Source organism: Mesorhizobium sp. M0052, from assembly GCF_040323255.1.
GTDB lineage: Bacteria > Pseudomonadota > Alphaproteobacteria > Rhizobiales > Rhizobiaceae > Mesorhizobium.
In genome coordinates this window covers 356,506-382,350 of sequence record NZ_JAMYUS010000001.1, presented here as the reverse complement: position 1 = coordinate 382,350, position 25,845 = coordinate 356,506, and the positions used below count along the sequence as shown (strand labels likewise).

Below are 25,845 nucleotides of genomic sequence, written 5' to 3'. Positions count from 1 at the left end.
CCCACAGGAATTGCGTAGCTAGATTAGAATAGCCAACCCTAGCAGAACGTGGAAATTGCGTCGATGAAGCGCTTCACACCCGCCGTTCGAGCAGGATCGTCGGCCCATCGTGATAAGTGGTTTCCAGGACCTTGGTGTAGCCGCACTTTGCCGCGACGTTCAACGAGCCGGTGTTTTCCGGATCGATGATGCAGACGGTTCTCGCGCCGGCAAAGGTTTCGTCGCCCCAGGCCAGGGCCCTTCTGACGACTTCGCTGGCAAGACCCTTGCCATGCGCTTGCGGCGCCAGCGCCCAGCCGGCTTCCGGAATGCCCTCGAGCGACGGCTCGATGTCGCGCTTCAGATCGTGGAATCCGGCCTCGCCGATGAAGCGACCGCTGGCCTTGTCCTCGACCGCCCAGAAGCCGTAGCCAAGCAGCGACCACAGGCCGGCATGCCGCAGGAACCGCATCCAGCTTTCCTCCCGCGTCCGCGGCTTGCCGCCGATGAAACGGGTGGTGACGGGGTCGGCCCACATGACAGCATAGTTGTCGAAGTCTTCGATCCGGTGCGCCCGCATGATGGTCCGTTCCGTTTGGAGAACCGGGACGCCGGCTGTTTTTGGACTGCCCATGAAACTCTGCCTCCGTTGAAGGTCAGCGCTTAGCAACCAGCGCGCCCGGACAAGGGCCAAGCCGGATCATCATTCAGCCAGGGAAGCTTCCGAACGGCCTGGCGCGACCAGGCGGTCGAAGCGAACAGCGTCGGCTTACTTTCAGCCGTGCCAGACCATCTTCATGTAGAGCCCACCGCGCCGCAATTCGTCCAGCATCTGGTCGAGCCGCTTCTGCCTGGTGTCGCTGCGTTTGGCGCGGGCGACCCAGCCGAGATAATCGTTCTTCTGGTAGTCCGGCCGCGCCTCGTAGGCCGCTGTCAGTGCTTTTTCGGTCAGGGCGATGCGGATGTCGTCCGGCATCGGGTTCAGGGCGCGCTTCAGTCCGCTCATTTCAGAAAACCCCAGCTGTCAGGATGGCGACGCCGATGGTCCAACCCAGGTCCGCCTCTGGGAATTCTGCCGAACGATGCTACCTTTCGCAACCGGTCCGGCAAGGGCCGGTCTCGATACCGCCAATGGGAGGAGAACGCCATGGACACCACCGATCTCGTGCTTGCCATTTTCCATCATCTGCTGGTGTTCTCGCTGGCCGGCATCATTGGCGCCGAATTTGTCCTGATCCGCGGCGACCTCTCCGCCGCCACGCTGAAGCGGCTTGCCGGCATCGACCGCCACTACGGCATCCTCGCGATGTCGATCATCATCGTCGGCATCTGCCGCGTCATCTACGGCCTGAAGGGCTGGGAGTTCTATGTCTACAACTGGGTGTTTTGGACCAAGATGGCGGCATTCGGCATCGTTGGCTTGCTGTCGATCATCCCGACCATCCGCTTCATCTCCTGGAACCGGCAAGCCAGTGCAAATCCCGGCTTTCAGGTGCCGGTTGCGGAACTCGCCTCGGTGAAGACCTATGGCGCGCCGAAGCCTTCATCTTCCTGCTGATCCCGATCTTCGCGGCGGCGATGGCGCGCGGCTACGGTTATTGAAGCAACGCCAACACCAAACCCATCTCCTCCGGGCATACTCCCCACTGATCGCCATGGTTGCGCACGACTGTATTTTGCAGTTTGCGTCAGGCGACAATCTGTTAGCTTGCCTTTGTTGCACCCTCGCTGCCTGACCTGCACAGCGATCGGAGATTGATATCCTGGGAGGAGAATTACGATGAGGAAAATTGTAGCCGCCCTGGCCGCCGCCGCAGCCGTCACGCTTTATTCGTTCACCGCCAGCGCACAGACCTATCCCGAGCGCACCATCACCGTCGTCGTGCCGTTTGCGGCCGGCGGTCCGACCGACACGGTTACGCGGCTCGTCGCCGAAGCCATGTCGAAGGATCTCGGCCAGCAGATCATCGTCGAAAATGTCGGCGGCGCCGGCGGCACGCTGGGCGCCGGCCGCGTCGCCAACGCCGACCCGGATGGCTACACGCTGCTCCTCCATCACATCGGCATGGCGACCAGCGCGACCCTCTACAGAAAACTCGCCTACGACACGCTGAACGCCTTCGAGTATGTCGGCCTCGTCACCGAGGTGCCGATGGCCATCGTCGCCCGCAAGGATCTGGAGCCGGCCGACCTGAAAGGGCTGGTCGAATACGCCAAGACCAACAAGGACACCATCACCGTCGCCAATGCCGGCATCGGCGCTGCCTCGCATCTGTGCGGCATGCTGTTCATGAGCGCCATCGGCACGCCGCTGGTCACCGTGCCCTACAAGGGCACCGGTCCGGCCATGACCGACCTTCTCGGCGGCCAGGTCGACATTATGTGCGACCAGACCACCAACACCACCAAGCAGATCCAGGGCGGCACGATCAAGGCCTATGCCGTCACCACGCCGGAGCGCCTCGACGTGCTGAAGGACGTGCCGACGACCATCGAAGCCGGCCTGCCCGCGGTGCAGGTCGGCATCTGGCACGGCCTCTATGCGCCGAAGGGCACGCCGGCCGAGATCACCGGCCGACTGTCGAAATCGCTCCAGGTCGCGCTGAAGGACCCCAACGTCATCGCCCGCTTCGCCGAACTCGGCACCAAGCCGTCGTCCGAGGCCGACGCGACGCCGGCAGCGCTGAAGGCCAAGCTGGAAGGCGAGATCACGCGCTGGAAGCCGATCATCGAAGCCGCCGGCCAATACGCCGACTGAGGCTTGAACGGGGCGCTGCCGGCGCCCGTTTTCGCTTTGACATCCGTTTTCACATTTGCAACGGCAGCCCGTCGCAAGGTCAGGGGAGGACCGCCATGAAACCTTTCGCCATCGACAGGACAAACGGCCTGTGCGCCGCGCTGTTCATCTTTTTCGGCGCCTTTTTCGCGATACAATCGCTCGGCCTCGAAATCGGCACCGCCTTCCGCATGGGACCGGGCTATTTCCCGCTGGTGCTGGCGATCGTGCTGATCGTGCTTGGCGCCATCATCCTCGTCCAGGCGGTGCGCGTCGAGGGCGAACCCATCGGCCCGATCGCCTGGCGCGGCATGCTGTTCATCCTGCCGGCGCCGATCTTCTTCGGCCTGACCGTGCGCGGCCTCGGCTTCGTCCCGTCGATCTTCCTGGCGGCGCTGATCGCCTCTTTTGCCAGCGCCCGCATGAAGCCGCTGACGGCACTTCTGCTGTCGGCCGGCCTGACGCTGTTTTCGGTGCTTGTCTTCAGCTACGCGCTCGGGCTGCCGTTCCAGCGCTTCGGCCCCTGGCTGCCCCAATGGCTGGCATTGTGAGGCGCTGAGATGGACCTCCTCAGGAACCTCGAACTCGGCTTTTCGACGGCCACCACGCCGGCCAATCTGGGTTTTTGCCTCATCGGCGTTCTGCTCGGCACGCTGATCGGCGTCCTGCCCGGCATCGGCGCCACCGCAACCATCGCCATGCTGCTGCCGATCACCTTCCAGATCGGCGACCCGGTCTCGTCCCTCATCATGCTGGCCGGCATCTACTACGGCGCCCAGTATGGCGGTTCGACCACCGCCATTCTCATCAACATGCCCGGCGAATCCTCCTCGGCCGTGACCGCCATCGACGGCTACCAGATGGCCAGGAACGGTCGCGCCGGGGCGGCTCTGGCGATCGCCGCGATCGGCTCGTTCTTCGCCGGCACGGTGTCGACCTTCCTGGTCGCCGTCTTTGCCCCGCCGCTGACGGCAATAGCCCTGCAATTCGGCGCGGCCGAATATTTTTCGCTGATGATCGTCGGCCTCGTCTCGTCCATCGCTCTCGCCCATGGCTCGATCGTCAAGGCGCTGGCGATGGTCGTGCTCGGCCTGCTGCTCGGCATTGTCGGCACCGACATCTACACCGGCACGCCGCGCTTCACGCTCGGCATCCGCGAATATGCCGACGGGCTGAACTTCGTGGCGGTGGCGGTCGGCGTCTTCGGCGTCGCCGAGATCCTGCGCAATCTCGAAAACGAGCACGAGCGCTCGGTGATGATCAAAAAAGTCTCCGGCCTGATGCCGACCCGCGACGACTTCAAGGCGATGGCAGCACCCATCGTGCGCGGCACGATCATCGGTTCGGCGCTCGGCATCCTGCCCGGCGGCGGCGCGGTGCTTGCCGCCTTTGCCTCCTACACGGTCGAAAAGCGCGTGTCGAAACACCCGGAGGAGTTCGGCAAGGGCGCCATCGCCGGCGTCGCCGGACCGGAATCGGCCAACAATGCCGGCGCCCAGACCTCCTTCATTCCGATGCTGACGCTGGGCATTCCGGCCAATCCGGTCATGGCGCTGATGATCGGCGCCATGATCATCCAGGGCATCGTGCCCGGCCCCAATGTCGCGATCGAGCAGCCGGCGCTGTTCTGGGGCATCATCGCCTCGATGTGGATCGGCAATCTGATGCTGATCGTGCTGAACCTGCCGCTGATCGGGCTATGGGTGAAGCTGCTGACGATCCCCTATTATGTGCTCTTCCCGATCATCATGGCGTTCTGCTCGATCGGCGTTTACAGCGTCAACACCAACGCCTTCGATCTCTACGCGGTCGCATTCTTCGGCCTGCTCGGCTACATCCTGACCAAGCTGCGCTGCGAACCCGCACCCCTGCTGCTCGGCTTCGTGCTCGGCCCGCTGCTCGAGGAAAACCTGCGCCGCGCCATGATCCTGTCGCGCGGCGACCCCTCGACCTTCGTGACGCGGCCGATCAGCGCCGGCCTGCTGCTCGTCGCACTGGCCGTGCTCGTCGTCGTCTTCCTGCCGTCGGTCAAGAAGAAGCGCGAAGAGGTGTTCGTGGAGGAAAGCTAGTTGTCGGGACGCCGGGCGCCGCGATTTCCACGAGCGGCGCCGGCACGTCTGTCGTCTTCACCTCGGCCTTGCAGAGATCGGCGATGACGCAGGCCGGGCAATCGGGCTTGCGCGCCTTGCAGACATAGCGGCCATGCAGGATCAGCCAGTGATGCGCATGGCGCATATACTCGTCCGGGATGATCCGCAGCAGCCCTTGCTCGACCTGTTCGGGCGTCTTGCCTGGCGCCAGGCCGAGGCGGTTGCCGATGCGGAAAATATGGGTGTCGACCGCCATCGTGTGCTGGCCGAACGCCATGTTGAGCACGACATTGGCGGTCTTGCGCCCGACCCCCGGCAGCTTGACCAACTCATCGCGCTCGCTGGGCACCTCGCCGCCGTAATCGCGTATCAGCGCCTCCGAGAGCGCCACGACATTCTTGGCCTTGTTGCGCCAGAGTCCGATGGTGCGGATGTACTCGCCAACCCTGGCTCCGCCCAGCGCCAGCATCTTTTCAGGTGTGTCGGCGACCTTGAACAACGCCCGCGTCGCCTTGTTGACGCCGGCATCGGTCGCCTGCGCCGACAGCACCACGGCCACCAGCAGCGTGAAGGCGTTGACGTGCTCGAGCTCGCCCTTCGGCTCGGGCCGCTGCACCGAAAACCGCCGGAAGATCTCATGCACCTCGGCGGCGCTGTAGAGCGAACGGAGCCGCGCCGGCCGCGGTCGCGGCTTGGCATTCGAGCCGTCGCGCCGCCCGGGCGGCAGTTCACTTTTGGATAGGGAAAGATTTTTGGACTTGGGGCTGGCCATTTCCCTCCTATAATATCCTGGGATGAGCGACACAAACGCCTCGTTTCAGGCCGACGAGCCATTCTTCCAGGCGCTGCTGACACCGCACCGCTCGCTGGGCCGCACCGGCTTTGCCGTGCTGATGGGCGCGCTGCTGTTCGGCTGGGTGGTGACCGGGGCGTTTTTCCTGTCGCGCGGCGCCTGGCCGGTGTTCGGCTTCTTCGGCCTCGACGTCATCGCCGTCTACATCGCCTTCCGCGCCAACTATCGTGCCGCCCGTGCCCGCGAGGAAGTGTCGGTGTCGCGCACCAGCCTCGACATCCGCAAGACGGCGCCCTCGGGAAAGTCGGAAGCGCATCGCTTCAACCCGTTCTGGGCGCGCTTTTCCGTCGCTCGCCATGCCGAGATCGGCATCACCAGGATGACGGTGGAAGCACAAGGACAGAATGTGCCGATCGGGTCATTCCTGGACCCAGACTCCCGCGAGAGTTTTGCTGTGGCCTTTTCGCGGGCACTGACAAAAGCCAGGACGCGCTAGAGCCGCCGCATTAGAACCGGTAGCGTAAAATCCTGCCGACCTTGCGCAATGCGGGAATGTGTCTCCACAGTCCGATGAACAGTTTCGCGGACCAGCCCATGTGCGCGGTGCGTTCGGCGCTGTAGGCCGAGATATCGTCGACAAAGCGCAGCTTCGGAACGGCACGCTCCAGTACCTGCGGGTCGTCGATCGCCCAGTGAACCTCGGCGCCCGTCGCCCTGATGGTCGGATTGAGGCGCAGCATCTTCAGGCCGAAGTGGCTGTAGGCGTCGAACATCAGCTCGCCGCCGGCAAGATGCGCGACAAGGCGTGACAGCAGCCGTGGCCCCTCCTCTACCGGGAGATAAGGCGTCAACCCCTCCATCACCACGACGGCCGGACGATTGCTCGGCACTTCTGCCAGCCAGTCTGGGTCGGTTACCGAAGAGCCGACGAGGTGGTAGTGGTCCCGGGACGGGTAAAGCTTGCGCCGGAGCGCGATGACATCCGGAAAATCGACATCGAACCACTCCACGCCTTCGGGTGGATCGACACGGAAAATGCGCGTATCGAGCCCGCAGCCGAGATGCAGCACGATGGCGCCGGGATTTCTGGCGATGAAGTCCTGAACGCGGACATCATACGTCTTGGCCCGGATCGCCAGGCCGATGCCGAGATTGGTGTCGACCTTGAGGCGCGAGAAATCATAGTCGATCTTGCGCACGGCCTCGTCGGCGAAGCGATCCCCGAGCAGCGAATGCGGCAGCCGGCTTTCCAGTGCCTTGCCATAAAGCGTCATCAGCAAGGTCTCCCTTGCTCCGCTCAGATTCACCCTTTCGCCGGCCATTGGCATCTCCCGGGGCGCAATCCAGTATTTATCTGGGAACAGGCGGCAACAAGGCAAGTTTCGGGTGGTTGCAAGGGGCGGAAAGACCGATATTCGCGGTCAAGGAGATATTGCCATGAACGCCCAGATGACCATGAATACGCAGATGAAACCGACAGCGATCCTGCAGCACGACATCACCCCCAACGGCAGCGACTACGAGGTCGTGCGCCGCGCCATCGAGAAGATCAGCCTCGACTATCGCGACCAGCCCTCGCTGGAAGCCTTGGCCGCTGATGTCGGCGAGACACCCACGGGCCTGCAAAAGCTGTTCACCCGCTGGGCCGGCCTGTCGCCAAAAGCCTTCCTGCAGGCGGTCACCCTCGACCATGCCCGCAAACTGCTCGATTCCGGCATGCCGCTCCTCGAAACATCGTTCGAACTCGGCATGTCCGGCCCCGGCCGGCTGCACGATTTGTTCGTCACCCACGAGGCGATGTCGCCGGGCGACTACAAGACGCGCGGCGCTGGCCTGACCATCCGCTACGGCTACCACATCTCGCCCTTCGGCATCGCCCTGATCATGGTCACCGACCGTGGCCTTGCGGGGCTCGCCTTCAACGATCCGGGCGGCGAGCGGGCGGCGTTCGCCGACATGTCGGGCCGCTGGCCGAACGCCACCTATGTCGAGGACATGAGCGCCACCCAGCCCTATGCGGCGCGCATCTTCGATCCGACATTGTGGCGCGCCGACCAGCCGCTGCGCGTGGTGATGATCGGCTCCGACTTCCAGCTGCGCGTCTGGGACGCGCTGCTCAGGATCCCGATGGGCAAGGCCTGCACTTATTCTTCGATCGCCTCCAGGATCGGCGCGCCAAACGCCAGCCGGGCGGTGGGGGCGGCGGTCGGCGCCAACCCATTGTCCTTCGTCGTCCCTTGCCATCGGGCGCTGGGCAAGTCCGGCGCACTCACCGGCTACCACTGGGGCCTGACCCGCAAACGCGCCATCCTCGGTTGGGAAGCGGGCCAGACCGCGTCCTGAAGCTGCCCGCATCAAACAACACCGGCGAAATCCCTTCGCCGGTGTTTTTCTTTTTGCGAGCTCCCGGCGCAAAACATCCGCACGCTCTGGCAAGCCGCCGGCTTACAGGTTAGCTTCCCGCGCATTCCGCAGGAGGCTTTCTTGATCATCGTTGTCGGCTCGATCAACCTCGACCTTATCGCCAATGTCGACCGCCTGCCTTCGCCGGGCGAGACGGTCCGCGGCTCCGGCTTCACCACCGCGCCCGGCGGCAAGGGCGCCAACCAGGCGCTGGCTGCGGCGCGCGCCGGCGCCAAGGTGCGCATGGTCGGCGCCGTCGGCAAGGACAATTTCGCCACTGAGGCGCTGGCTTTGCTGGTGGCCGGCAAGGTCGATCTCTCCGGCGTCGGCCAGAGCTTCGCCTCCACCGGCACGGCGCTGATCCTCGTCGGCGCCGATGGCGAGAATGTCATCGCCGTCGTGCCGGGCGCCAATGATTCGGTGCTGCCCGGCGATCTCGCCAAGGCTTTCCTTGCGAAGGGCGACGTCGTCCTGCTGCAGCACGAGATCCCGTTGCAGACTGTCGATGCAGCGCTTGACGCCGCACGCGCCGCCGCCGCGGTCACCGTGCTCAACACCGCGCCGTTCCGTAGCGAGGCGGCAGCGTTGCTCGGCAAGGCCGACTACGCCGTCGCCAACGAAACCGAATTCGACCTTTACGGCGAGGCGCTGTCGCTGAAAGGCCGAGACCGCCCGGCGCGCATGCGCGACTTCGCCGGCAAAACCGGCCGCACCATCGTCGTCACGCTCGGCGGCGACGGCGTGCTGGCGGCGACCCCGGAGGATTTCCTGACCGTGCCGGCGCTGAAGATCACGCCGGTCGACACGGTCGGGGCCGGCGATACTTTTTGCGGTTATCTCGCCGCCGGGCTGGCGTCCAACCTGCCGCTGGAGCAGGCTCTCACCCGCGCCGCAGCCGCCGGCTCGCTCGCCTGCCTGAAGCCCGGCGCCCAGCCGGCCATCCCGCTGGCGGCGGATGTCGACACCGCCCTGCGCAACAACGCCGGATGACAGCCCTGCGCCCCGCAACGAAGCACGCCGTGCCCCCCGCCGGCGACATCTGCCAGATGTCCGCTGTCGACCTGGCCGAGGCGATCCGGCTGCGCCGCCTGTCCGTGCGCGAGTTGGTCGCCGCATTCCTCGACCGCATCGACGCGGTAAACCCGCTGGTCAACGCCATCGTCTCGTTGCGCGAGCGCTCCGACATCCTGCGCGAGGCCGACGCGGCGGACGCGCATCTAGCGCAAGGCGGGCCGGCCGGCTCGCTGTTTGGCCTGCCGATGGCGATAAAAGACCTCGCCATGACGCGCGGCTTGAGGACCAGTTTCGGCTCGCCGATCTTTGCCGATTTCGTGCCGCAGGAGGACGATTTCTTCGTCGAGCGCATCCGCAAGGCCGGCGCCATCATCATCGGCAAGACCAATGTTCCCGAATTCGGGCTGGGATCCAACACCTACAACAACGTGTTCGGCCCGACGCTGAACGCCTTCGATCCGGCGCTCACCGCAGGCGGGTCGAGCGGCGGCGCTGCGGTCGCCCTTGCACTCGACATGGTTCCGGTCGCCGACGGCAGCGATTTCGGCGGCTCGCTGCGCAATCCGGCGGCGTGGAACAATGTCTATGGCTTCCGCCCGTCGCAGGGCCTTGTCCCCGGCGGGCCGGATCTTGAAGTCTTTCATGCCCAGATGGGCATAGACGGACCGATGGGCCGCAGCATCAGCGACATGGCGCTGCTGCTCGATGTGCAGGCGGGCTACCATCCGCATGCGCCCTTGTCCTGGGAAAAGCCTGGTTCGTTCCTCGAAGGGCTGGCAACGCCGGCAAGCGGCGGCCGCGTCGGCTGGCTCGGTGATCTCGGCGGTCACCTGCCGGTAGAGCCTGGCATCCTCGACCTGTGCGAGGCCGCACTCGGCCGCTTCGCGGAGGCATCCTTCCTGACCGAGCCCTTGCTGCCGGATTTCGATTTCGAGGCACTGTGGCAAGCCTTCGTGACGCTGCGGCAGGCGAGCAGCGGCTCGGCGCTGAAAGTCCATTATGACGACCCACACAAGCGCGCCCTGCTGAAGCCGGAAGCCGTCTGGGAGGTGGAGAACGCCATGCGACTGACGGCGCCGCAGATCCGCGCGGCCTCGGTCATCCGCACCTCCTGGCACCGGACGCTGCTGTCGCTGTTCGAGCACTTCGATCTCATCGCGCTGCCGACGGCGCAGGTGTTTCCTTTCGAAGTCGGCACGCATTGGCCAAGTGAGGTCGCCGGACGGACGATGGACAGCTACCATCGCTGGATGCAGGTTTCGGCCTTCGCCACGCTCGGCGGCTGTCCGGCGCTCAACGTGCCCGTCGGCTTCGACGACAAAGGCCGCCCCTTGGGCATGCAGCTGATCGGCCGGCCGCGCGGCGACCTCGCCGTGCTCAGGGCCGGAGCGGCCTATGAGGCGACCTTGCCTTGGCAGGCTGGGGCGTCCTGACGCGAGGGGCGGCACGGTCTGCGACCGGCTTGCACCAGCCCCCGCCGCCATGCATTGATTGCAGCCAGCCGCCTAAGCGCATCCTCGAGGAAATCCCCATGTCGCTGGAACTCTACGCTGCCTATGTCCTTGCCTGCATCGTCATCATCCTGGTGCCCGGTCCGACTGTCACGCTGATCATCGCCAACAGCATCCGCCATGGCTACCGCGCCGGCCTTGCCAATGTCGCCGGCACGCAGGCTGGGCTCGCCGTGATGATCGCCATTGTCGGCATCGGCCTCAACACGCTGATATCGGGCATGGGCCACTGGTTCGAATGGGTACGCCTGATCGGCGCCGCCTATCTGATCTGGATGGGGGTGCAGATGTTCCGTTCCAAGGGCGCGCTGAATGCCGACGGCACCGCGAGAAAGCCGCGCGGCGGCTTCTTCCTGCAGGGCCTGCTGGTGGCGCTGAGCAACCCCAAGACCCTGGTGTTCTTCGGCGCCTTCTTCCCGCAATTCATCGCCCCGCAGGGCAATTACACCCTGCAGATCGTCGTCATGGGCCTCACCGCCATGATCTTCGCCGCCGTCTCGGATTCCACCTATGCTCTCGCCGCCAGCCGCGCCGGCCGCCTGCTCTCGGCCAGCCGCATCAAGCTGATGTCCAGGATCAGCGGCAGCTTTCTGGTCGGCGGCGGCCTGTGGCTGGCTTTTTCGAAGGCGAAGTAACAACCGTGGACGGGTATCCCGATGCAGTATGAGCCGGAATAGAAAGGCTGATTGAAAGTCTGCCTTTACGCCACCACATGAATCGGCGTGGGGGATTCACGTCGATGTCATGGACTTACGCTGGCATAAAAAGGGACGCGCCCGGCGTGGTCCTGATCGTCGTCCTGTTTGCGGTGATGGTTCCTTCGGCTCTCTACAAATGGACGAATGATGCGAGCCCCATCCGGTCCATCGAGCCAATCGACGCAACGGTCAAAAGTACCCATTCAGACAACGGCCGCACGCTTTATCTGGTTGCACTCGAAACCGGTTCGTCCATTCTGGTCGAAGACGACCTCCCGCATCTGATCGGCGCGCCGGCAAGATTGGAGCGCGTCACGCGCGAGAATGGAATGGTCTTCTATCGATTTGCAAAGTGAACGGCGGCGGCGCCTTCCTTCTCCCCTGTGGGAGAAGGTGGATCGGCGCGATAGCGCCGAGACGGATGAGGGGTGTTCCAGCGGAGTGAGACGTGGGCGTTCCCTGGAACACCCCACATCCGTCGCCTTCGGCGACACCGCCCGGGGGCGAGCCACTTGTCTCGCCCCGTCCCTTCGGAACCCACAATGGGGAGAAAGGAAAGACAGAGCTAAAGCCGAGCCAACCGCTCCACCAGCAGCGCGAAAAAGGCGTCATGGTCGATGTCGCGCATCACCATGGCGTTCTTCGGCCGCTTGGTCACGCCCCACCAGTCGATCACGGTCATGCCCATGGTGAGTTCGGAGGTGGTTTCGACGGTGACGTTGCAGTTGCGGCCCTTGAACAGCTCCGGCTTCAACAGATACGCGATGACGCAGGGGTCGTGCAGCGGGCCGCCATCGGTGCCGTATTTCTCCTCGTCGAAGCGCTCGAAGAACTCCAGCATCTCGGCCGTCGCGGTGCCGACCCGGGTGCCGAGCTGGCGGATGGCCTGCGTGCGCTTGGCCGTGGTCAGCGCCTTGTGTGTAACGTCGAGCGGCATCATGACGATCGGAATGCCGGATTTGAACACCAGGTCGGCGGCTTGCGGATCGACATAGATGTTGAATTCTGCGGTCGGCGTGACATTGCCGCCTTCGAAGAAACCGCCGCCCATCAGTACGATTTCCTTGATGCGCGGCGCGATCTTCGGCTCACGGATCAGCGCCAGCGCGACATTGGTGAGAGGGCCGAGCGCGCACAGCGTGATCGTGCCGGCCTCTTCCTTCATCAGCGTCTCGACGATGAAGTCGACCGCATACTGGCCCTGCAGCTTCATCTTCGGATCGGGCAGTTGCGGGCCGTTGAGGCCGGTCTTGCCATGCACTTCCTCGGCGGTGACCAGCTCGCGCGCCAACGGGCGGATGGCGCCTGCATAGACCTTGATGTCGGGCCGGCCGGCCAGTTCGCAGATTTTCCTGGCGTTCTTTTCGGTCAATTTCAGCGGCACGTTGCCGGCAACAGCAGAGATGCCGACGATCTCCAGCTCGGCGCTGCCGAGCGCCAGCAATATGGCGACGGCATCGTCCTGGCCGGGATCCGTGTCGATGATGATCTTGCGGGTCTGGGGCATTTCATTTCCTTATGCGGGGGAGTCTTTTTGGCGGGGGTGTTCGGCGGCTTGAACTTGGCCGCGGCGCGGACCATATCAAGACCATCGGGAAAAATGCCATCCGGGTTTTTCCAGTTTATGTCGCTCCAAAGAGGACAGTGTAACATGAGCCGAATGACGCCCTTCTCCAGCCCGCTTCTCCTTGGTTTCGATGCCATGGAAAAGACCCTGGAACGACTGGCGAAATCCGGTGACAGTTATCCTCCCTACAACATCGAGCGCCTCAGCGGTGCTGACGGCAAGGCCGAAAGGCTGCGCATTACGCTGGCTGTCGCGGGTTTCGCCGAAAGCGATCTCGATGTCACCACGGAGGAAAACCAGTTGGTCGTGCGCGGCCGTCAAACCGACGACACCGAGCGCGAATTCCTCCACCGCGGCATCGCCGCGCGCCAGTTCCAGCGCTGTTTCGTGCTGGCCGACGGCATGCGGGTGATCGCAGCGGAACTGAAGAACGGCCTTTTGTCGATCGATCTCGATCGGCCGGATACCGAACGGCTGGTACGGAAAATAAATATATCGGTGAAAGACTGATCTTTACCGATGGCTCTCATGCGGGATGGCCTTGAGCGGCGTCCTCGCGCCAAGGAGGCTTGAAATGACCAGAACTGACGAAACCATCACCATGACCAGCGGCGAATTCGCCCATCTCGGCGAAGGCTCGGTCGCTTATCTCCGCAAGGTCTCGAGCGACGAGCTGCTCGGGCGCTTCCCCAACCTCGGCGAAATAGCGCCTGGTATGGTCCTGTGGGCCCTGTTTGCCGCCAACGGCCAGCCGATCCTGCTTTCGGATGCGAAAGACCGGGCTTTGGCCGGCGCCATGGAAAACGACCTGACCACTGTCGCCATTCACTAAGGCGACTGCTGGCGGTTGAAATGGAGAGGGCCGCCTTCGGCGGCCCCTGGAAGACTTAAATCCGAAGAACTTCAGGCGGCGTGCGAGGCCTGCGTGTCCGAAAGCAGTGCGTGGATGGCGACCGCGTCGCGCGTGCCTCTGATCTTGGCCACCGTGTCGGCGTCGCGCAAAACCCTGGCGATGCGCGACAGTGCCTTGAGGTGATCGGCGCCGGCGCCTTCCGGGGCCAGCAGCAAAAACACCAGATCGACCGGCTGGTCATCCAAGGCCTCGAAATCGACCGGCGTCTCCAGCCGGGCAAAGACGCCGGCGATGCGCTTCACCCCGGCGAGCTTGCCGTGCGGAATGGCGATGCCGTTGCCGACGCCGGTGGAGCCCAGCCGTTCGCGCTGCAGGATGGTGTCGAACACTTCGCGCTCCGGAATGCCGGAAATCGCCGCCGCTCTCTCGGACAGCAACTGCAGAAGCTGCTTTTTGGAGTTCGCCTTCAACGCCGGCAAGATCGCCGGAACGTTGAGAAGATCGCTCAGATCCATATTTGAAATCCCTTATTCGCCTGCCGTCGCCAGTCCTCGCCCCTCGCGCGGCTGGCTATTATCCCTGTGCGACCATTGCCGTCACCTGTGCGACCATTGTCGTTGTCGTCACGCCTGTGCGACTTTGGTCGTCGACGGGTCGATCCAGCCGATATTTCCGTCCGGCCGCCGATAGACGATGTTGAGGTGGTCGTTTCCGGCGTTGCGGAATACGAAAACCGGGCTGTCCTTGGTGTCGAGTTCGATAACCGCCGACGCCACCGACATGGTCTGCAGCGTCATGGTTGATTCGGCGACGATGGCCGGGGCGTAGTCCTCCGGAATGTCCTCATCGTCATCGGTCAGCGGCGCCATTACCGTATAGGCGATGTCGGTGATTTCGCCATTTCCATTGCCTGAATTGTGCGATTTCAGACGGCGTTTGTAGCGCCGCAGCCTGGTTTCGAGGCGGTCCGCGGCCGCCTCGAAGGCAAGTGTCGGATCCTGGGAATCGCCGGTTGCCTGCAGCGAAGCGCCGGAATCCAGCCTGATCATGCAATCGGCCGAGTAACGCGACCCCGATTTGATGACCGTGACGTGCCCTGAAAAACCGCGATCGAAATATTTTCCAATCGCCTCGCCGACACGATCGGTAATGCGCGTACGCAACGCATCGCCGATATCCATGTGTTTACCCGATATGCGCAATTTCATCTGAAAACTGACCTTCCTTGCTCAGGCTTCAAACTGGCCAGAGTTTATACTCGTGATCCGTGCGCACAAGCTTTGCGGCGTCAACTCGCGCCGATTTTAGATCCGAACTTTCCGGTTGATCACAATCCGCCTTCTTGGCCGTCCCGTGGCCTTCATCGTGACGGACCATCCGCATGCGGGCCGCGAGCCCGTCTCATGCGGGCGGGCTTCTAGACACTTCATTGCAGCTTGTCAATTAATGCATGTCGCCCAGAAGTGCGCTGCGGTTCTGGGACAACGACATGCATCAAAACAAAGACTTAAAGCGCGTCGTATGAATCCGTTTCAGCGCGATGCGCTTTAAGGTCGGAAAGTTGTGGAATCCAGCCATAGCAAAAGCCTTGCCGGGCAAGCAGACCTAGCGCCCCGCGCTCGCCAGAGCGCGCTTTTCACGCCGCCGCTGCACCGACGAGGGAATATTCATACCCTCCCGGTACTTGGCCACCGTGCGCCGGGCAATATCGACGCCGCTTTCCTTCAACATATCGACGATTGCGTCATCGGACAGCACATCGGCGGGCTTTTCCTCGTCGATCAGCTGCTTGATGCGGTCGCGCACCGCTTCCGAGGAATGCGCATCACCGCCGCCCGACGCCGCGATCGAAGCCGTGAAGAAATAGCGCAGCTCGAACACGCCACGCGGCGTCAGCATGTATTTGTTAGCCGTCACCCGGCTGACGGTCGATTCATGCATGCCGATGGCATCGGCCACCGTGCGCAGGTTGAGCGGCCTGAGCTGGCGCACGCCATGGACGAGAAAGGCGTCCTGCTGGCGCACGATTTCCGACGCCACTTTCAGGATCGTCTTTGCCCGCTGGTCGAGACTGCGCGTCAGCCAGTTGGCATTCTGCAGGCATTCGGCCAGGAAATCCTTCTCCGCCTGATTCTTCGCATGCGGCGAGACCTGGGCGAAATAGATGTGATCGACAAGCACGCGCGGCAGCGTCTCGGCATTGAGCTCGACCGTCCAGCTACCGTCATTGGCGGCGCGGACTTCGACATCGGCGACGATGGCGTCGCTGGCGCCGCCCGAAAACGCCATGCCCGGGCGCGGGTCGAGCGCGCGGATTTCAGCCAGCATGTCGAGGAGATCCTCCTCGTCGACCCCGCAAAGCCGCTTCAGCGTCTGGAAATCGCGCCGCGCCAGGAGTTCTAGGTTGCCGATCAGCGTCTTCATCGCCGGATCGAGACGATCGCGCATGGCAAGCTGCAGCGACAGGCATTCGGCAAGGTCGCGCGCAAACAGGCCGACCGGCTCGAATGTGTGGCAGGCTGCCAGCACATTGGCCACCATCGCCTGATCGGCGCCGAGCCGTTTGGCGATCTCGGCGGGATCGGCGCGCAGATAGCCGGCCTCGTCCAGGCCGTCGGCCAGTTCGGCTGCGATCAGCCTTGCGGCCGGATCGGCAAAGGCAAGCGCGATCTGCTCGCCAACATGCTGGCGCAGCGTGATCGCCGCGGCTGCCATGTCGCCGACATCGAAGCCTTCGGAAGAACCGGACGAACTATTGCCGGTGGCCGACTTCCACTGCGCCGTCAGGTCCGGGCCGAGCCGCTCGCTGGTGCCGGGATCGTCGGGGAACAGATTTTCCAGCGAGCTGTCGAGCTTGTCGGAGATCGCTTCGGCGCTCCACGCCGTCTCGTTTTCGAACCAGTCGCCATCGGCGGCAGGCTCAGGAGCGGCATCGCCCTTCTGCACCTGGTCGCTTGCGGCGTCATCCTGGGGCTCGGCGCGCTCCAGCAGCGGATTGCGCTCGATCTCGTCGTCGATGAAGTGGTCGAGCTCGACATGGGTGAGCTGCAACAGCCTGATCGACTGCATCAGCTGCGGCGTCATCACCAGCGACTGGGATTGTCGTAGCTGTAGTTTCGCCGCCAACGCCATGGTTCGGTTTCAAACGCCCTTCTGCACCCGGAAGCCTACACATCAGAAGCTGCCGGAAAATGAATTTTTCCGACCTTCCATAGAAACTGGCCCGGCTTTTGCTTGTCAAGGCGAACGATGGCAAAAGGCCCTACCGAAGCATTATCTCACGCAAAATCGGAGAAAAAAGCCCGGCGGGGCGGCAAAAATCACGTCAGGAAACAAATTTCACGCTCAGAGCGTGAAACCTTCGCCGAGGTAGAGCCGGCGCACATCGGAGTTCGCCACCACCTCGTCGGCACGGCCATGAGTCAGCACCTGGCCGGCATGGATGATGTAGGCGCGGTCGATGAGGCCGAGCGTTTCGCGCACATTGTGGTCGGTAATCAGCACGCCGATGCCGCGCGCCGTTAGATGACGAACCAGCTGCTGGATGTCGGCGACGGCAATCGGGTCGATGCCGGCGAACGGCTCGTCGAGCAGCATGTAGGCCGGGCGCGTCGCCAAAGCGCGGGCGATCTCAAGACGCCGCCGCTCGCCACCCGACAGCGACATGGACGGCGACTTGCGCAGATGGCTGATGTGAAATTCCTCGAGCAGTTCGTCGAGATTGCGCTCGCGCACCTTGCGGTCCTTCTCAACCACTTCGAGCACGGCGCGGATGTTCTGCTCGACATTCAGGCCGCGGAAGATCGAGGCTTCCTGCGGCAAATAGCCGATGCCGAGGCGGGCGCGGCGGTACATCGGCATCGAGGTGACGTCGAAACCGTCGATCTCGATCGTGCCCTCATCGACCGGCACCAAGCCGGTGACCATGTAGAAACAGGTGGTCTTGCCGGCGCCGTTCGGCCCGAGCAGCCCGACAGCCTCGCCGGCGCGCACGCCGATGGTGACACCGCTGACCACCTTGCGGCCCTTGTAGCTCTTGGTCAGACCCTTGGCGATCAGGGTCCCCTTGAACTTCGCGGAATCGACGGTGACTGTGGCCGGTGCAGCAAGTTTACTGGCCGCCCGTCCCGGAAGGCGGGTCAGCAGCGAAGATACGCCAGTCATTCGGGCTTCGGGGCCTCGGATTTCGGCGGCGGCGTCATCGACATGATGACGCGCCCGCCGCAGCCATCGACCTGAGCCAGGCCGCTTTTCATCTGCACGGTGAGCTTGCAGCCCTTGAGGACGTTGGGTCCTTGGGACAAGACGACCTCCTTGCCCGACAGAACAAGCACCTGCGTCTTCATGTCGAACGTGGCGTTGTCGCCGGTGGCGATCTGGTCATTCGACTTGATGTAGACTTTGTTCTTGACCACCAGATGGTCGATATTGGCCGAACCGGTCATCGCCGAAGCGCCGGCGGCAGCACCTTTGGCGGCGTTGGGGTCCTTGACGTAGTAGACCTCCATGCTGCCGGCCTTGAGCAGCGTTGGCCCTTGCGTGACGGTGACGTTGCCGCTGAACAGCGCCATGCTGTCGGCTTGGCGGACCTCAAGTTTGTCGCTCTCGATCTGGATCGGCTGGTCGCCCGACAGTTTGAGCCCGGACTGGCTGCTGGCGCTGGACTGAGCCCAGGACGGCGCCATACCCAGCAACAGCAAGGCCGAAGCTGCGGCGACAAGCCGTGCCGAATTACTGGGACGCATTCGTTTCTCCGCTCTTTGCCTCTGCCGCCTTCATAGTGGCCGGATCGATGTGAACGCTTACCTTGTTCTCGAAAACGATGACCTTGCCATTGTCTTCGACCGACATTGAACCCGCGGTGATCCGCGAGCCGTTACGGCTGACATCGACCGCATCACCTGTCTTCATAGAGCCTTTGCCCATATCGAGGAAGACCGATTTGAAGATGGCAGCGACGCCGTCGGTGGTGGTGACGGTAACGTCGCTGGTCATGTCCATCGTGTTGGCGTTTCTGTTGTAGATCCCGCGCTTGGCGTCGACGGTCGCCACATTGTCGGCCGTCAGCGGCAATTTGGCATGGATGCCTTCGAGTTCGATGATGTCCTGCTTGCCGACATCCTGGATGGCGCGCAAGGCCGTCAGCGAATAGGGCAGCTTGTCCTTGGTGAAGCCGTTGAGCTTCGGATTGGCCATCACCAGCTTGCCATCCGCGAAAGCGGTGCCGTCTGCCTGTATCGAAATGTTGATCGGCGCCGCCAGATAGGAATAGACCGGAAACGCAACCGCGATCCCGGCGGCAAGCACCGGCACGGCAAACTTAAGCACGCGCACGCGGCGCGAGTGGCGCTGGGCGCGGTCGAAGGCGTCGCCGCGCGTGCCCGCTGGCGCCGTGGGCGCCAAGGCCGCATCGGCATTGGTCGGTTCGTTCGATCGCGCAAGCATGACTGACTTCTAATAAACCCTTGTCCGCCAAAACACCTGCTATAGGTGGGTTGCCGGCCCCCGCAAGCAAGCACAAGCGGAGGAAAACCGCAAAAATGTGACGGCCGCTGTTTTACAGACGGAACTCAGGCGACACAATTTCGTCACTTCATAGCAGAAACGAACGCGCCGCGTCATTTTTTCCTGAAATGCCTCCGTCGTGAAGGTCGCTTCGTCGCAGGCCCTTGAGGAAGAGGTAGCCGGGCGCGGACGCTTGCTTTAAAAGCATCGCTTCCCACCGACTGTGAGGCAGACCATGGCACTGAGAGCCGACGACCTGATCGACCGCCGCCGCTTGCGGCGCAAGCTGACCTTCTGGCGCGGCGCCGCCATTGCCGTCGTGGCCCTTGGGGTGATTGCGCTTGCAAGCTGGTTCTATGGCGGCGACCTCGGCGGTTCTTCCGTCGACCACATCGCCAAGGTCAGGATCGAAGGCACAATCACCGAGGACGAGGAACTGATCAAGCGGCTGGAAACCATCCGCACGTCCTCGCAGGTCAAGGGCGTCATCCTGGCGATCGATTCGCCCGGCGGCACCACGGTCGGCGGCGAATCGATCTACGAGGAGGTGCGCAAGCTTGCCGCCGACAAGCCGGTGGTGGCCGAGGTCGGCACGCTGGCCGCATCGGCCGGCTACATGATCGCCAGTGCCAGCGACCATATCGTTGCCCGCAAGACGTCGATCGTCGGCTCGATCGGTGTGCTCATCCAGTATCCCGATGTCAGCGGTCTGATGGACAAGGTCGGCATCAAGCTCGAGGAAGTGAAATCTTCGCCGCTGAAGGCATCGCCCTCGCCCTTCAAGCCGACCAATGAAGACGAGCGAGCCATGGTCCGCAAGCTCATCCTCGACAGCTATGACTGGTTCGTCGGCATCGTCGCCGAGCGCCGCAAAATGACCCGCGATCAGGCACTGGCCCTTGCCGACGGCTCGATCTTCACCGGCCGCCAAGGCCTTGCCAACGGTCTGATCGACGCTGTCGGCGGCGAGAGCGTGGCGATCGACTGGCTGGCGACCAAGGGTGTCGACGCCAAGCTCAAGGTGGTGGAATGGAAGGACACCGAGCGGCGTGGCGGCTTCCTGTTCTCGAAAGCAATAGCGCGCAGCGTCGGCAGCGCGCTCGGCCTGTCGGAGGCCGGCAGCGACGTGCTTCACGAAATTGGCGCGGATCGCTTGTTTCTTGACGGTCTCGTTTCCGTCTGGCACCCTTGATCTGCCGGTTGGGGCGAGTAAAAAAGCAAATAAAATCATCTTGATAATTTGACCGCAGCGCTTTCACGGGGACCTTTCTGATGATCAAATCCGAGCTTGTGCAGATCATTGCCACGCGCAACCCGCATCTTTTCCTGCGCGACGTCGAAAACATCGTGGGAGCGATCTTCGACGAGATCACCGATGCCCTGGCGGAAGGCAATCGGGTCGAGTTGCGTGGCTTCGGCGCTTTTTCGGTGAAGAATCGCCCTGCCCGCACCGGCCGCAACCCGCGCACCGGCGAATCCGTCGAGGTCGAGGAGAAGTGGGTGCCGTTCTTCAAGACCGGAAAGGAATTGCGTGAAAGGCTGAATGGCGGCAAGTAGGCGCGGACCACGCGCCGACCTTATCAAGGCCTGCCTTCTCCAGGGAATCTCTATGTTGAACCGCTTCATACTTATCGTGGTCTTCGTGCCGCTCGCCGTCATCCTGATTGCGCTGGCCGTCGCCAACCGCGAGCTGGTCGCCTTCACGCTCGACCCGTTCAACCCCGGCAATCCGAAACTGACGCTGACCTTGCCGCTGTTCATCTTCCTGTTCGTGGCGCTCGCCATCGGCATGGTCGTCGGCAGCCTGGCGACCTGGGTCAAGCAGGGCCGCTACCGCAAGCTGGCGCGCCAGCGCGGGGTCGAGGCCGAGAATTTGCGCCAGGCGGTCAGCCGGGTACCCGCCGCACCGCAAGGCTCGGGCCAGGGTCCGGCGCTGCCGAAGCCAACGGCCTGAAGCCGAAGCTTTTGTCTTCGCGGAGTTTTGCATGCTGACCATTTCGGCCGACGCTGTCGACCAGGCGCTGACCTTTCCCGGGCTGGTCGAGACATTGCGCGCGGCCTTCCGCGAGGGTGCTGTGCAACCCGTCCGCCATCATCACGGAGTCGAACGGCCCGACGGTGCCACTTCCACGCTGCTGTTGATGCCGGCGTGGACCGACTTCCATGCGGCCGGCACGTCGGTCGGCGGTCATATCGGCGTCAAGATCGTCACCGTATCGCCCGACAACAACGCCTTCGGCAAACCGGCGGTGATGGGGCTCTATCTCCTGCTCAACGGCGCCACCGGTGAGCCCGAAGCGCTGATCGACGGCCAACGGCTGACACAGTGGCGCACCGCTTGCGCCTCGGCGCTGGCCGTCTCCTATCTCGCCCGCGAGGACGCATCGCGGCTTCTGGTGGTCGGCGCCGGCGCGCTGTCGCCGTTCCTCGCCAAGGCGCACTCCGCGGTGCGGCCGATCAAGACCATCCGCATCTGGAACCGCACGCCCGCCAATGCCGAAAAGGTCGCGGCTGATTTGCGCGCGGACGGTTTCAACGCCGAGGCCGCAAGCGATCTCGACGCCGAACTCGCCGAGGCCGACATCGTCTCATCGGCGACGATCACGACGACGCCGCTGGTCAAGGGTGCGCTGCTCAAGCGGGGCGCGCATGTCGATCTGGTCGGCGGCTTCACGCCGACCATGCGCGAGAGCGACGACGACGCGATCGCGCGCGCCCGCGTCTATGTCGACACCCGCGCCGGCGCCACCAAGGAAGCCGGCGACATCGTCCAGCCGCTCGCCTCCGGCGTGCTGAAGCCGGAAGCCATCGTCGCCGATCTGCATGAGCTGGCGCGCGGGGAAAAACAGGGCCGGCAGAGCCCCACTGAGGTCACGCTGTTCAAGTCGGTCGGCGCCGCCCTCGAAGACCTTGCCACCGGCATTGCCGTCTACAACGCGCTCAAGCAGTAGCGTCTGCCTGCACCGGCGCCGGCGCCGTTCCTGAGACCAAACTTCCTGACCGCCTCCGCGCTGCCCGCGCCTTGGTCCCATCCAAACATTAGGCGTAGAAGACCAAGCGACTGAGAAGCGTGGGGAAGCGGAACAGCGGCTTTCGGGCCAAATCGCCGCTTCGCGTACGTCAGTGGTGACCGACAAATCTACGGGCGTTTGAAAGAAACTAGAATTGTGAAAGCGAGGAGACCCAAGCCAACGCTTATTGGTACGGCTCTTGGCGAAATCCAGTCCATGAGTGACCCGGTTCCAGTCGATCCCATAACGCTGCCTATGGAGTAGGCCAAAGAAAAGCTGGCAGTTCCGGCTACTAACATCCCGCCCTCGAAGCGCTCGCCCAAGATTGTGAGGGCACAAGTGCTCAAGGCGAATGTTGCAACGCCGATTATAGCGAACACCACCAGGATAGCGGCCTCGGATTGCAAAAACGGGATTGCCAGGAACGCGACCGCTCCTAAAAGGCCGCAGCAGATCGTCACACCGGCACGCGATGTCTTGTCCAGCAACCATCCGACCAGAGGCTGGGCAAACGCGGTGGGAAGTGACAGCACGGTAATGGCGTATGCTGCGAAAGCTTCGGAGTGGCCGACGCGAACGAAGTAGACCGCCATGCCTGAAATCGCAGCAATATCGGCAAAGCCGAAGGCCAATTCGATCAGAACCAGAATGGGTGCGGCGCTGATAAATCGGAGCAGCGCGCCTGCCGGCGCGCGTTCAGGCAACGTCGGCTAAAGTTCCCGGCGATCCGCCGCTTTGGGGCAACGGCAGAGCATCTCGAATGTCTCGGAAGCTGCCGCTACCATGGTAGGAATGGCCGGTCAGTCGGCCTTCATGGCAGCGCCCATCGCCTCGGCGATCAGCGCGAAATCATGCGCCGTAATTTCGAACAGCCCAAAGCGCAGTTGATAACCCCAGTTCGATTTGCCCGCGGTGAAGTCGAGCTGCTCGAGCAGCGGCTTGATCGGCGCCTCCTCGGCCTTGGCCCATTCGACATCCCTGCGGAACGGCGTGAAGCCACCGCCCATGTCGCCCTGGTAAGGCTCGCCTTCTCGCACGGTGCCGATTGCCGTGAAGGCCTGCAGGCCGTCCTTCTCGCGCAGAAGTGTGGTCGGCGAGTAGTAGATGATGCCGTCGCCGGGCTTGATGCGGCGCAAAGGTGCCGCCTTGCCGTGGTTGACCTGCATGAAGCCGGCCTCGCGGCCGCGCCGGACATGTTCGGCGGAAGCGACCGCGATCCAGTGCGCACTCATTTCTGTTCTCCATTGGCCTGTTCCCCATTGGCCTGTTCTCCGTCGTTCAGCCAGTAGACGCGCAGCCGGTGCTTGTCGGGATCGAGCGCAACGAAGGTGCGGCCGAAGTCCATGTCGGTCGGCGTCTGCAGAATGGTCAAGCCGCGTCCTGCCCAGTCCGTGTAGGCGGCGTCCACCGCATCAGGCCGGTCCAACGCGAAGACGAGCTCCGCACCGCCGCCCGCGGCCGCGGCCGACGGCTCCACCGTGTGGCGCGACCACAGGCCGAGCTTGAAGCCATTGTCGAGCACGAACAGCACGAAGGTCGGCGACGTCTCCACCGGCTGGCGTCCCAGCAGCGCACCGTAGAAGGCGCCGCTCCGCTCCGGGCTGTCGACATAAAGGATGACGAAATTGGGGGTGTTCATGTCTGCTCTCCAGGGTTTCGATTGGAGGAGCATAGGTGACCCCACTGTCAGATTCTGGCAGCAGCGTCTTGTGGGCGCGTGGAAAGGAGCATTAAGCGCCAGGCTGGCGCTTCGGTGCGTCCAGCGTCGCGCGCCATTCCTTCAGCAGCGCCTGCCGACGACGCGGATAGCGGATATCCGTGGTGTTGAGCCCCGACATCCGGTCGGAGCGAAAATGTCTGAAATCCTGCCGCGTCTCGCACCAGGCCACCACCACCCGCACCTTGTCGAAAAAGCCGAGCGCGAATGGCCAGATCAAGCGCTCGGAGGCGGCGCCGCCGGCGTCGCGGTAAAGAAAGCCGAGTTTTCTCTCGTTGCGGATCGCCTGGCGCACCAGGCCAAGGTCGATGCTTTCGACAGCATCGCCGTGCGGCCCGACCAAAAGCGCGGTCGCATCGAGGTCCTCGCGCAGATCGTCCGGCAGCACAGCGGCGATCTTGGCCAGCGCGTCGGTGGCGGCGGCCGACAGCCGCGTGTCCGGTTGTCTGGCAACCCAACGCGACCCCAGAACGATGGCCTCGATCTCCTCGTCGGTGAACATCAGCGGCGGCAGCATGAAGCCGGGTTTCAGCACATATCCCAGCCCAGCCTCGCCCTCGATCGGCGCGCCTTGCCCCTGCAGCGTGGCAATGTCGCGGTAGAGCGTTCGGATCGAAACGTCCATCTCGCCGGCAAGAGTGCGACCGCTCACCGGCCGGCGATGCCGGCGCAGGATCTGGATCAAGTCGAGCAGGCGTTCGGAACGGGACATGATTCCAGATTTGCCTGTTTCCTCAGCGAGGTCCACCACCTCAGACATTCGCACGCTGGACCATTTTGTTTGCGCAGCCGGTGACCCTATGTCAAAAGCGGCCTGCCGCCTCCGGAGACGCTCCTGCTTGAAGTCCTTTCGCGACAAACGCCGCGACAACCGTCCGCCCTCAAAGGGCAGGACCGAACACGCGCGGCCGCAGCCGGGCACCGTACCAGTCCGACCCGAAGCCAGACAGCCACGCCGCGAAACAAAACCGGACGACCGGTCTGATCCGAAGCCCGCCCCCCGTATCCTGGCGCGTCGCGAAGGCGTCCTGCCCACTGAGCGCCTGCCGGTGATCCTCGAAGTTGCGCCCAATCAGGATTATGCACTGCTCGACAGCGGCGCCGGCGAAAAGCTCGAACAATACGGCCCCTACCGCATCGTGCGGCCCGAGGGACAGGCGATCTGGCAAAAGGCCTTGCCCGCCAGGGACTGGGACCGAGCCGACGCCATCTTCACCGGCGACACCGACGAGGAAGGCATCGGCCGCTGGCGGTTCCCGAAGGTACCGCTGGGCGAGACCTGGCCGATGAAGCATGACGGCATCGACTATCTCGGCCGCTTCACCTCGTTTCGCCATGTCGGCGTCTTCCCCGAGCAGGCTTCGCACTGGGACCATATGGCCAGCCTGATCGCGGCGGCCAAGCGCCCGATCAAGGTGCTGAACCTGTTCGGCTATACCGGGCTCGCGTCTCTGGTGGCCGCCCGCGCCGGCGCCGAGGTCACCCATGTCGATGCCTCCAAGAAGGCGGTCGGCTGGGCGCGCGAAAACCAGGAAATGGCCGGTCTCGGCAGCAAGCCGATCCGCTGGATCGTCGACGATGCAGTGAAATTCGCCGAGCGCGAAGAGCGCCGCGGCAGCCGCTACGACATCATCCTGTTCGACCCGCCTGCCTATGGCCGCGGACCCAAGGGCGAGGTCTGGCAGTTGTTCGAGGACCTGCCCGGCCTGACCGACCTTTGCCGCGCGATCCTGACGCCGAAACCGGTCGCCATAGTGCTGACCGCCTATTCCATCCGCGCCTCCTTCTTCGCCATCCATGCCTTGATGCGCGACACCTTTGCCGGCATGGGCGGCACCGTTGAATCAGGCGAACTGATCATCCGCGAGCAATCTGCCGGCCGGGCGCTGTCGACATCGCTGTTTTCGCGCTGGGTGGCCTGAATGCCC

Annotated in this window: 32 protein-coding genes; 17 read left to right on the top strand and 15 right to left on the bottom strand. The window is 63.6% G+C overall.

What is annotated here, in order from left to right:
• Positions 1-73 precede the first annotated feature (73 nt).
• Together NKJ77_RS01890 and NKJ77_RS01885 are read right to left on the bottom strand one after the other, a co-directional pair.
• The gene (locus tag NKJ77_RS01890; protein WP_352534071.1) at positions 74-613 is read right to left on the bottom strand and encodes a GNAT family N-acetyltransferase; all 540 of its coding nucleotides are present in this window, start codon (positions 611-613) and stop codon (positions 74-76) included.
• A 141-nt stretch (positions 614-754) separates the two neighbouring features.
• Positions 755-985, bottom strand: coding sequence for a YdeI/OmpD-associated family protein (locus tag NKJ77_RS01885; RefSeq protein ID WP_352534069.1), 231 nt, complete (start codon positions 983-985; stop codon positions 755-757).
• A gap of 141 nt (positions 986-1,126) precedes the next feature.
• On the opposite strand from NKJ77_RS01885, the gene NKJ77_RS01880 reads away from it, so the two are divergent.
• From NKJ77_RS01880 to NKJ77_RS01865, 4 genes are all read left to right on the top strand, one after another.
• Positions 1,127-1,537, top strand: coding sequence for a DUF2214 family protein (locus tag NKJ77_RS01880; RefSeq protein ID WP_352534067.1), 411 nt, complete (start codon positions 1,127-1,129; stop codon positions 1,535-1,537).
• 222 nt (positions 1,538-1,759) lie between these two features.
• Complete coding sequence (locus tag NKJ77_RS01875; protein ID WP_023814702.1) at positions 1,760-2,737, top strand: tripartite tricarboxylate transporter substrate-binding protein; 978 nt, start codon at positions 1,760-1,762, stop codon at positions 2,735-2,737.
• Between the two features lie 95 nt (positions 2,738-2,832).
• Positions 2,833-3,306: a tripartite tricarboxylate transporter TctB family protein gene (locus tag NKJ77_RS01870; protein ID WP_023751403.1), complete on the top strand. Its 474-nt coding sequence runs from the start codon at positions 2,833-2,835 to the stop codon at positions 3,304-3,306.
• Between the two features lie 9 nt (positions 3,307-3,315).
• Positions 3,316-4,824 (top strand): tripartite tricarboxylate transporter permease, encoded by a 1,509-nt coding sequence (locus tag NKJ77_RS01865; protein WP_023683079.1) that lies wholly within the window; start codon positions 3,316-3,318, stop codon positions 4,822-4,824.
• On the opposite strand, the gene nth is transcribed toward NKJ77_RS01865, so the two are convergent.
• Positions 4,784-5,617, bottom strand: coding sequence for an endonuclease III (nth, locus tag NKJ77_RS01860; protein ID WP_023683078.1), 834 nt, complete (start codon positions 5,615-5,617; stop codon positions 4,784-4,786). The genes NKJ77_RS01865 and nth overlap by 41 nt on opposite strands.
• 22 nt (positions 5,618-5,639) lie before the next feature.
• Between nth and NKJ77_RS01855 the strand changes: the two genes are divergently transcribed.
• Positions 5,640-6,134 (top strand): DUF2244 domain-containing protein, encoded by a 495-nt coding sequence (locus NKJ77_RS01855; RefSeq protein ID WP_023831691.1) that lies wholly within the window; start codon positions 5,640-5,642, stop codon positions 6,132-6,134.
• A 10-nt stretch (positions 6,135-6,144) separates the two neighbouring features.
• Here NKJ77_RS01855 and NKJ77_RS01850 read toward each other — a convergent pair whose 3' ends face one another.
• A complete protein-coding gene (locus NKJ77_RS01850; RefSeq protein WP_023831690.1) occupies positions 6,145-6,960 on the bottom strand; it encodes a class I SAM-dependent methyltransferase in 816 nt (271 codons plus the stop codon).
• Between the two features lie 115 nt (positions 6,961-7,075).
• On the opposite strand from NKJ77_RS01850, the gene NKJ77_RS01845 reads away from it, so the two are divergent.
• From NKJ77_RS01845 to NKJ77_RS01825, 5 genes are all read left to right on the top strand, one after another.
• Entirely contained in the window at positions 7,076-7,981 is a 906-nt protein-coding gene (locus NKJ77_RS01845) for a methylated-DNA--[protein]-cysteine S-methyltransferase (protein ID WP_031192912.1), read from the top strand.
• A gap of 141 nt (positions 7,982-8,122) precedes the next feature.
• Complete coding sequence (locus NKJ77_RS01840; protein WP_023714115.1) at positions 8,123-9,031, top strand: ribokinase; 909 nt, start codon at positions 8,123-8,125, stop codon at positions 9,029-9,031.
• A complete protein-coding gene (locus tag NKJ77_RS01835; RefSeq protein ID WP_031195527.1) occupies positions 9,028-10,488 on the top strand; it encodes an amidase in 1,461 nt (486 codons plus the stop codon). The genes NKJ77_RS01840 and NKJ77_RS01835 overlap by 4 nt, the downstream gene beginning before the upstream one ends.
• Positions 10,489-10,586: 98 nt before the next feature.
• On the top strand, positions 10,587-11,201 hold the full coding sequence (locus NKJ77_RS01830) for a LysE family translocator (RefSeq protein WP_023669737.1): 615 nt from the start codon (positions 10,587-10,589) through the stop codon (positions 11,199-11,201).
• Positions 11,202-11,347: 146 nt separating this feature from the next.
• Positions 11,348-11,620 carry a hypothetical protein gene (locus tag NKJ77_RS01825; protein WP_245266146.1) on the top strand — a complete coding sequence of 91 codons (273 nt, stop codon included), beginning with the start codon at positions 11,348-11,350 and terminating at the stop codon, positions 11,618-11,620.
• A 209-nt stretch (positions 11,621-11,829) separates the two neighbouring features.
• Here NKJ77_RS01825 and NKJ77_RS01820 read toward each other — a convergent pair whose 3' ends face one another.
• The gene (locus NKJ77_RS01820; protein WP_023698210.1) at positions 11,830-12,771 is read right to left on the bottom strand and encodes a nucleoside hydrolase; all 942 of its coding nucleotides are present in this window, start codon (positions 12,769-12,771) and stop codon (positions 11,830-11,832) included.
• 144 nt (positions 12,772-12,915) lie between these two features.
• On the opposite strand from NKJ77_RS01820, the gene NKJ77_RS01815 reads away from it, so the two are divergent.
• Positions 12,916-13,341 carry an Hsp20 family protein gene (locus NKJ77_RS01815; RefSeq protein ID WP_023669741.1) on the top strand — a complete coding sequence of 142 codons (426 nt, stop codon included), beginning with the start codon at positions 12,916-12,918 and terminating at the stop codon, positions 13,339-13,341.
• Between the two features lie 64 nt (positions 13,342-13,405).
• The gene (locus NKJ77_RS01810) at positions 13,406-13,663 is read left to right on the top strand and encodes a BQ00720 family protein (RefSeq protein WP_023683072.1); all 258 of its coding nucleotides are present in this window, start codon (positions 13,406-13,408) and stop codon (positions 13,661-13,663) included.
• A gap of 71 nt (positions 13,664-13,734) precedes the next feature.
• Here NKJ77_RS01810 and ptsN read toward each other — a convergent pair whose 3' ends face one another.
• From ptsN to lptC, 6 genes are all read right to left on the bottom strand, one after another.
• Positions 13,735-14,199: a PTS IIA-like nitrogen regulatory protein PtsN gene (ptsN, locus tag NKJ77_RS01805; protein ID WP_023669743.1), complete on the bottom strand. Its 465-nt coding sequence runs from the start codon at positions 14,197-14,199 to the stop codon at positions 13,735-13,737.
• 108 nt (positions 14,200-14,307) lie between these two features.
• Positions 14,308-14,892, bottom strand: coding sequence for a ribosome hibernation-promoting factor, HPF/YfiA family (hpf, locus tag NKJ77_RS01800; protein ID WP_023751408.1), 585 nt, complete (start codon positions 14,890-14,892; stop codon positions 14,308-14,310).
• 397 nt (positions 14,893-15,289) lie between these two features.
• On the bottom strand, positions 15,290-16,816 hold the full coding sequence (rpoN, locus tag NKJ77_RS01795; RefSeq protein WP_023683070.1) for an RNA polymerase factor sigma-54: 1,527 nt from the start codon (positions 16,814-16,816) through the stop codon (positions 15,290-15,292).
• A 213-nt stretch (positions 16,817-17,029) separates the two neighbouring features.
• Positions 17,030-17,848: an LPS export ABC transporter ATP-binding protein gene (gene lptB, locus NKJ77_RS01790; protein WP_023831686.1), complete on the bottom strand. Its 819-nt coding sequence runs from the start codon at positions 17,846-17,848 to the stop codon at positions 17,030-17,032.
• On the bottom strand, positions 17,845-18,429 hold the full coding sequence (locus NKJ77_RS01785; protein WP_023683069.1) for an LptA/OstA family protein: 585 nt from the start codon (positions 18,427-18,429) through the stop codon (positions 17,845-17,847). Before NKJ77_RS01785 ends, lptB begins: the two co-directional genes overlap by 4 nt.
• The gene (gene lptC / locus NKJ77_RS01780; protein ID WP_023669748.1) at positions 18,416-19,129 is read right to left on the bottom strand and encodes an LPS export ABC transporter periplasmic protein LptC; all 714 of its coding nucleotides are present in this window, start codon (positions 19,127-19,129) and stop codon (positions 18,416-18,418) included. Before lptC ends, NKJ77_RS01785 begins: the two co-directional genes overlap by 14 nt.
• A gap of 295 nt (positions 19,130-19,424) precedes the next feature.
• Between lptC and sppA the strand changes: the two genes are divergently transcribed.
• The 4 genes from sppA (at position 19,425) to lhpI (ending at position 22,140) form a co-directional block, all read left to right on the top strand.
• On the top strand, positions 19,425-20,381 hold the full coding sequence (gene sppA / locus NKJ77_RS01775; protein ID WP_023820573.1) for a signal peptide peptidase SppA: 957 nt from the start codon (positions 19,425-19,427) through the stop codon (positions 20,379-20,381).
• An 80-nt stretch (positions 20,382-20,461) separates the two neighbouring features.
• Entirely contained in the window at positions 20,462-20,746 is a 285-nt protein-coding gene (locus NKJ77_RS01770; RefSeq protein WP_006200394.1) for an integration host factor subunit beta, read from the top strand.
• Between the two features lie 52 nt (positions 20,747-20,798).
• Entirely contained in the window at positions 20,799-21,143 is a 345-nt protein-coding gene (locus tag NKJ77_RS01765; protein WP_023698203.1) for a lipopolysaccharide assembly protein LapA domain-containing protein, read from the top strand.
• Positions 21,144-21,174: 31 nt separating this feature from the next.
• Positions 21,175-22,140 (top strand): bifunctional Delta(1)-pyrroline-2-carboxylate/Delta(1)-piperideine-2-carboxylate reductase, encoded by a 966-nt coding sequence (gene lhpI, locus NKJ77_RS01760; RefSeq protein WP_023831685.1) that lies wholly within the window; start codon positions 21,175-21,177, stop codon positions 22,138-22,140.
• A gap of 188 nt (positions 22,141-22,328) precedes the next feature.
• Here lhpI and NKJ77_RS01755 read toward each other — a convergent pair whose 3' ends face one another.
• The 4 genes from NKJ77_RS01755 to NKJ77_RS01740 all read right to left on the bottom strand — a co-directional run bounded on the left by NKJ77_RS01755 (position 22,329) and on the right by NKJ77_RS01740 (position 24,629).
• Positions 22,329-22,904: an MFS transporter gene (locus tag NKJ77_RS01755; RefSeq protein ID WP_023824626.1), complete on the bottom strand. Its 576-nt coding sequence runs from the start codon at positions 22,902-22,904 to the stop codon at positions 22,329-22,331.
• A 96-nt stretch (positions 22,905-23,000) separates the two neighbouring features.
• Entirely contained in the window at positions 23,001-23,432 is a 432-nt protein-coding gene (locus NKJ77_RS01750) for an EVE domain-containing protein (protein WP_023831684.1), read from the bottom strand.
• Complete coding sequence (locus tag NKJ77_RS01745) at positions 23,429-23,839, bottom strand: VOC family protein (RefSeq protein WP_023698200.1); 411 nt, start codon at positions 23,837-23,839, stop codon at positions 23,429-23,431. The genes NKJ77_RS01750 and NKJ77_RS01745 overlap by 4 nt, the downstream gene beginning before the upstream one ends.
• 91 nt (positions 23,840-23,930) lie before the next feature.
• A complete protein-coding gene (locus NKJ77_RS01740; RefSeq protein ID WP_023804615.1) occupies positions 23,931-24,629 on the bottom strand; it encodes a helix-turn-helix transcriptional regulator in 699 nt (232 codons plus the stop codon).
• A gap of 127 nt (positions 24,630-24,756) precedes the next feature.
• Between NKJ77_RS01740 and NKJ77_RS01735 the strand changes: the two genes are divergently transcribed.
• Entirely contained in the window at positions 24,757-25,839 is a 1,083-nt protein-coding gene (locus NKJ77_RS01735; RefSeq protein WP_352534063.1) for an RsmD family RNA methyltransferase, read from the top strand.
• The last annotated feature ends 6 nt before the right edge of the window (positions 25,840-25,845 follow it).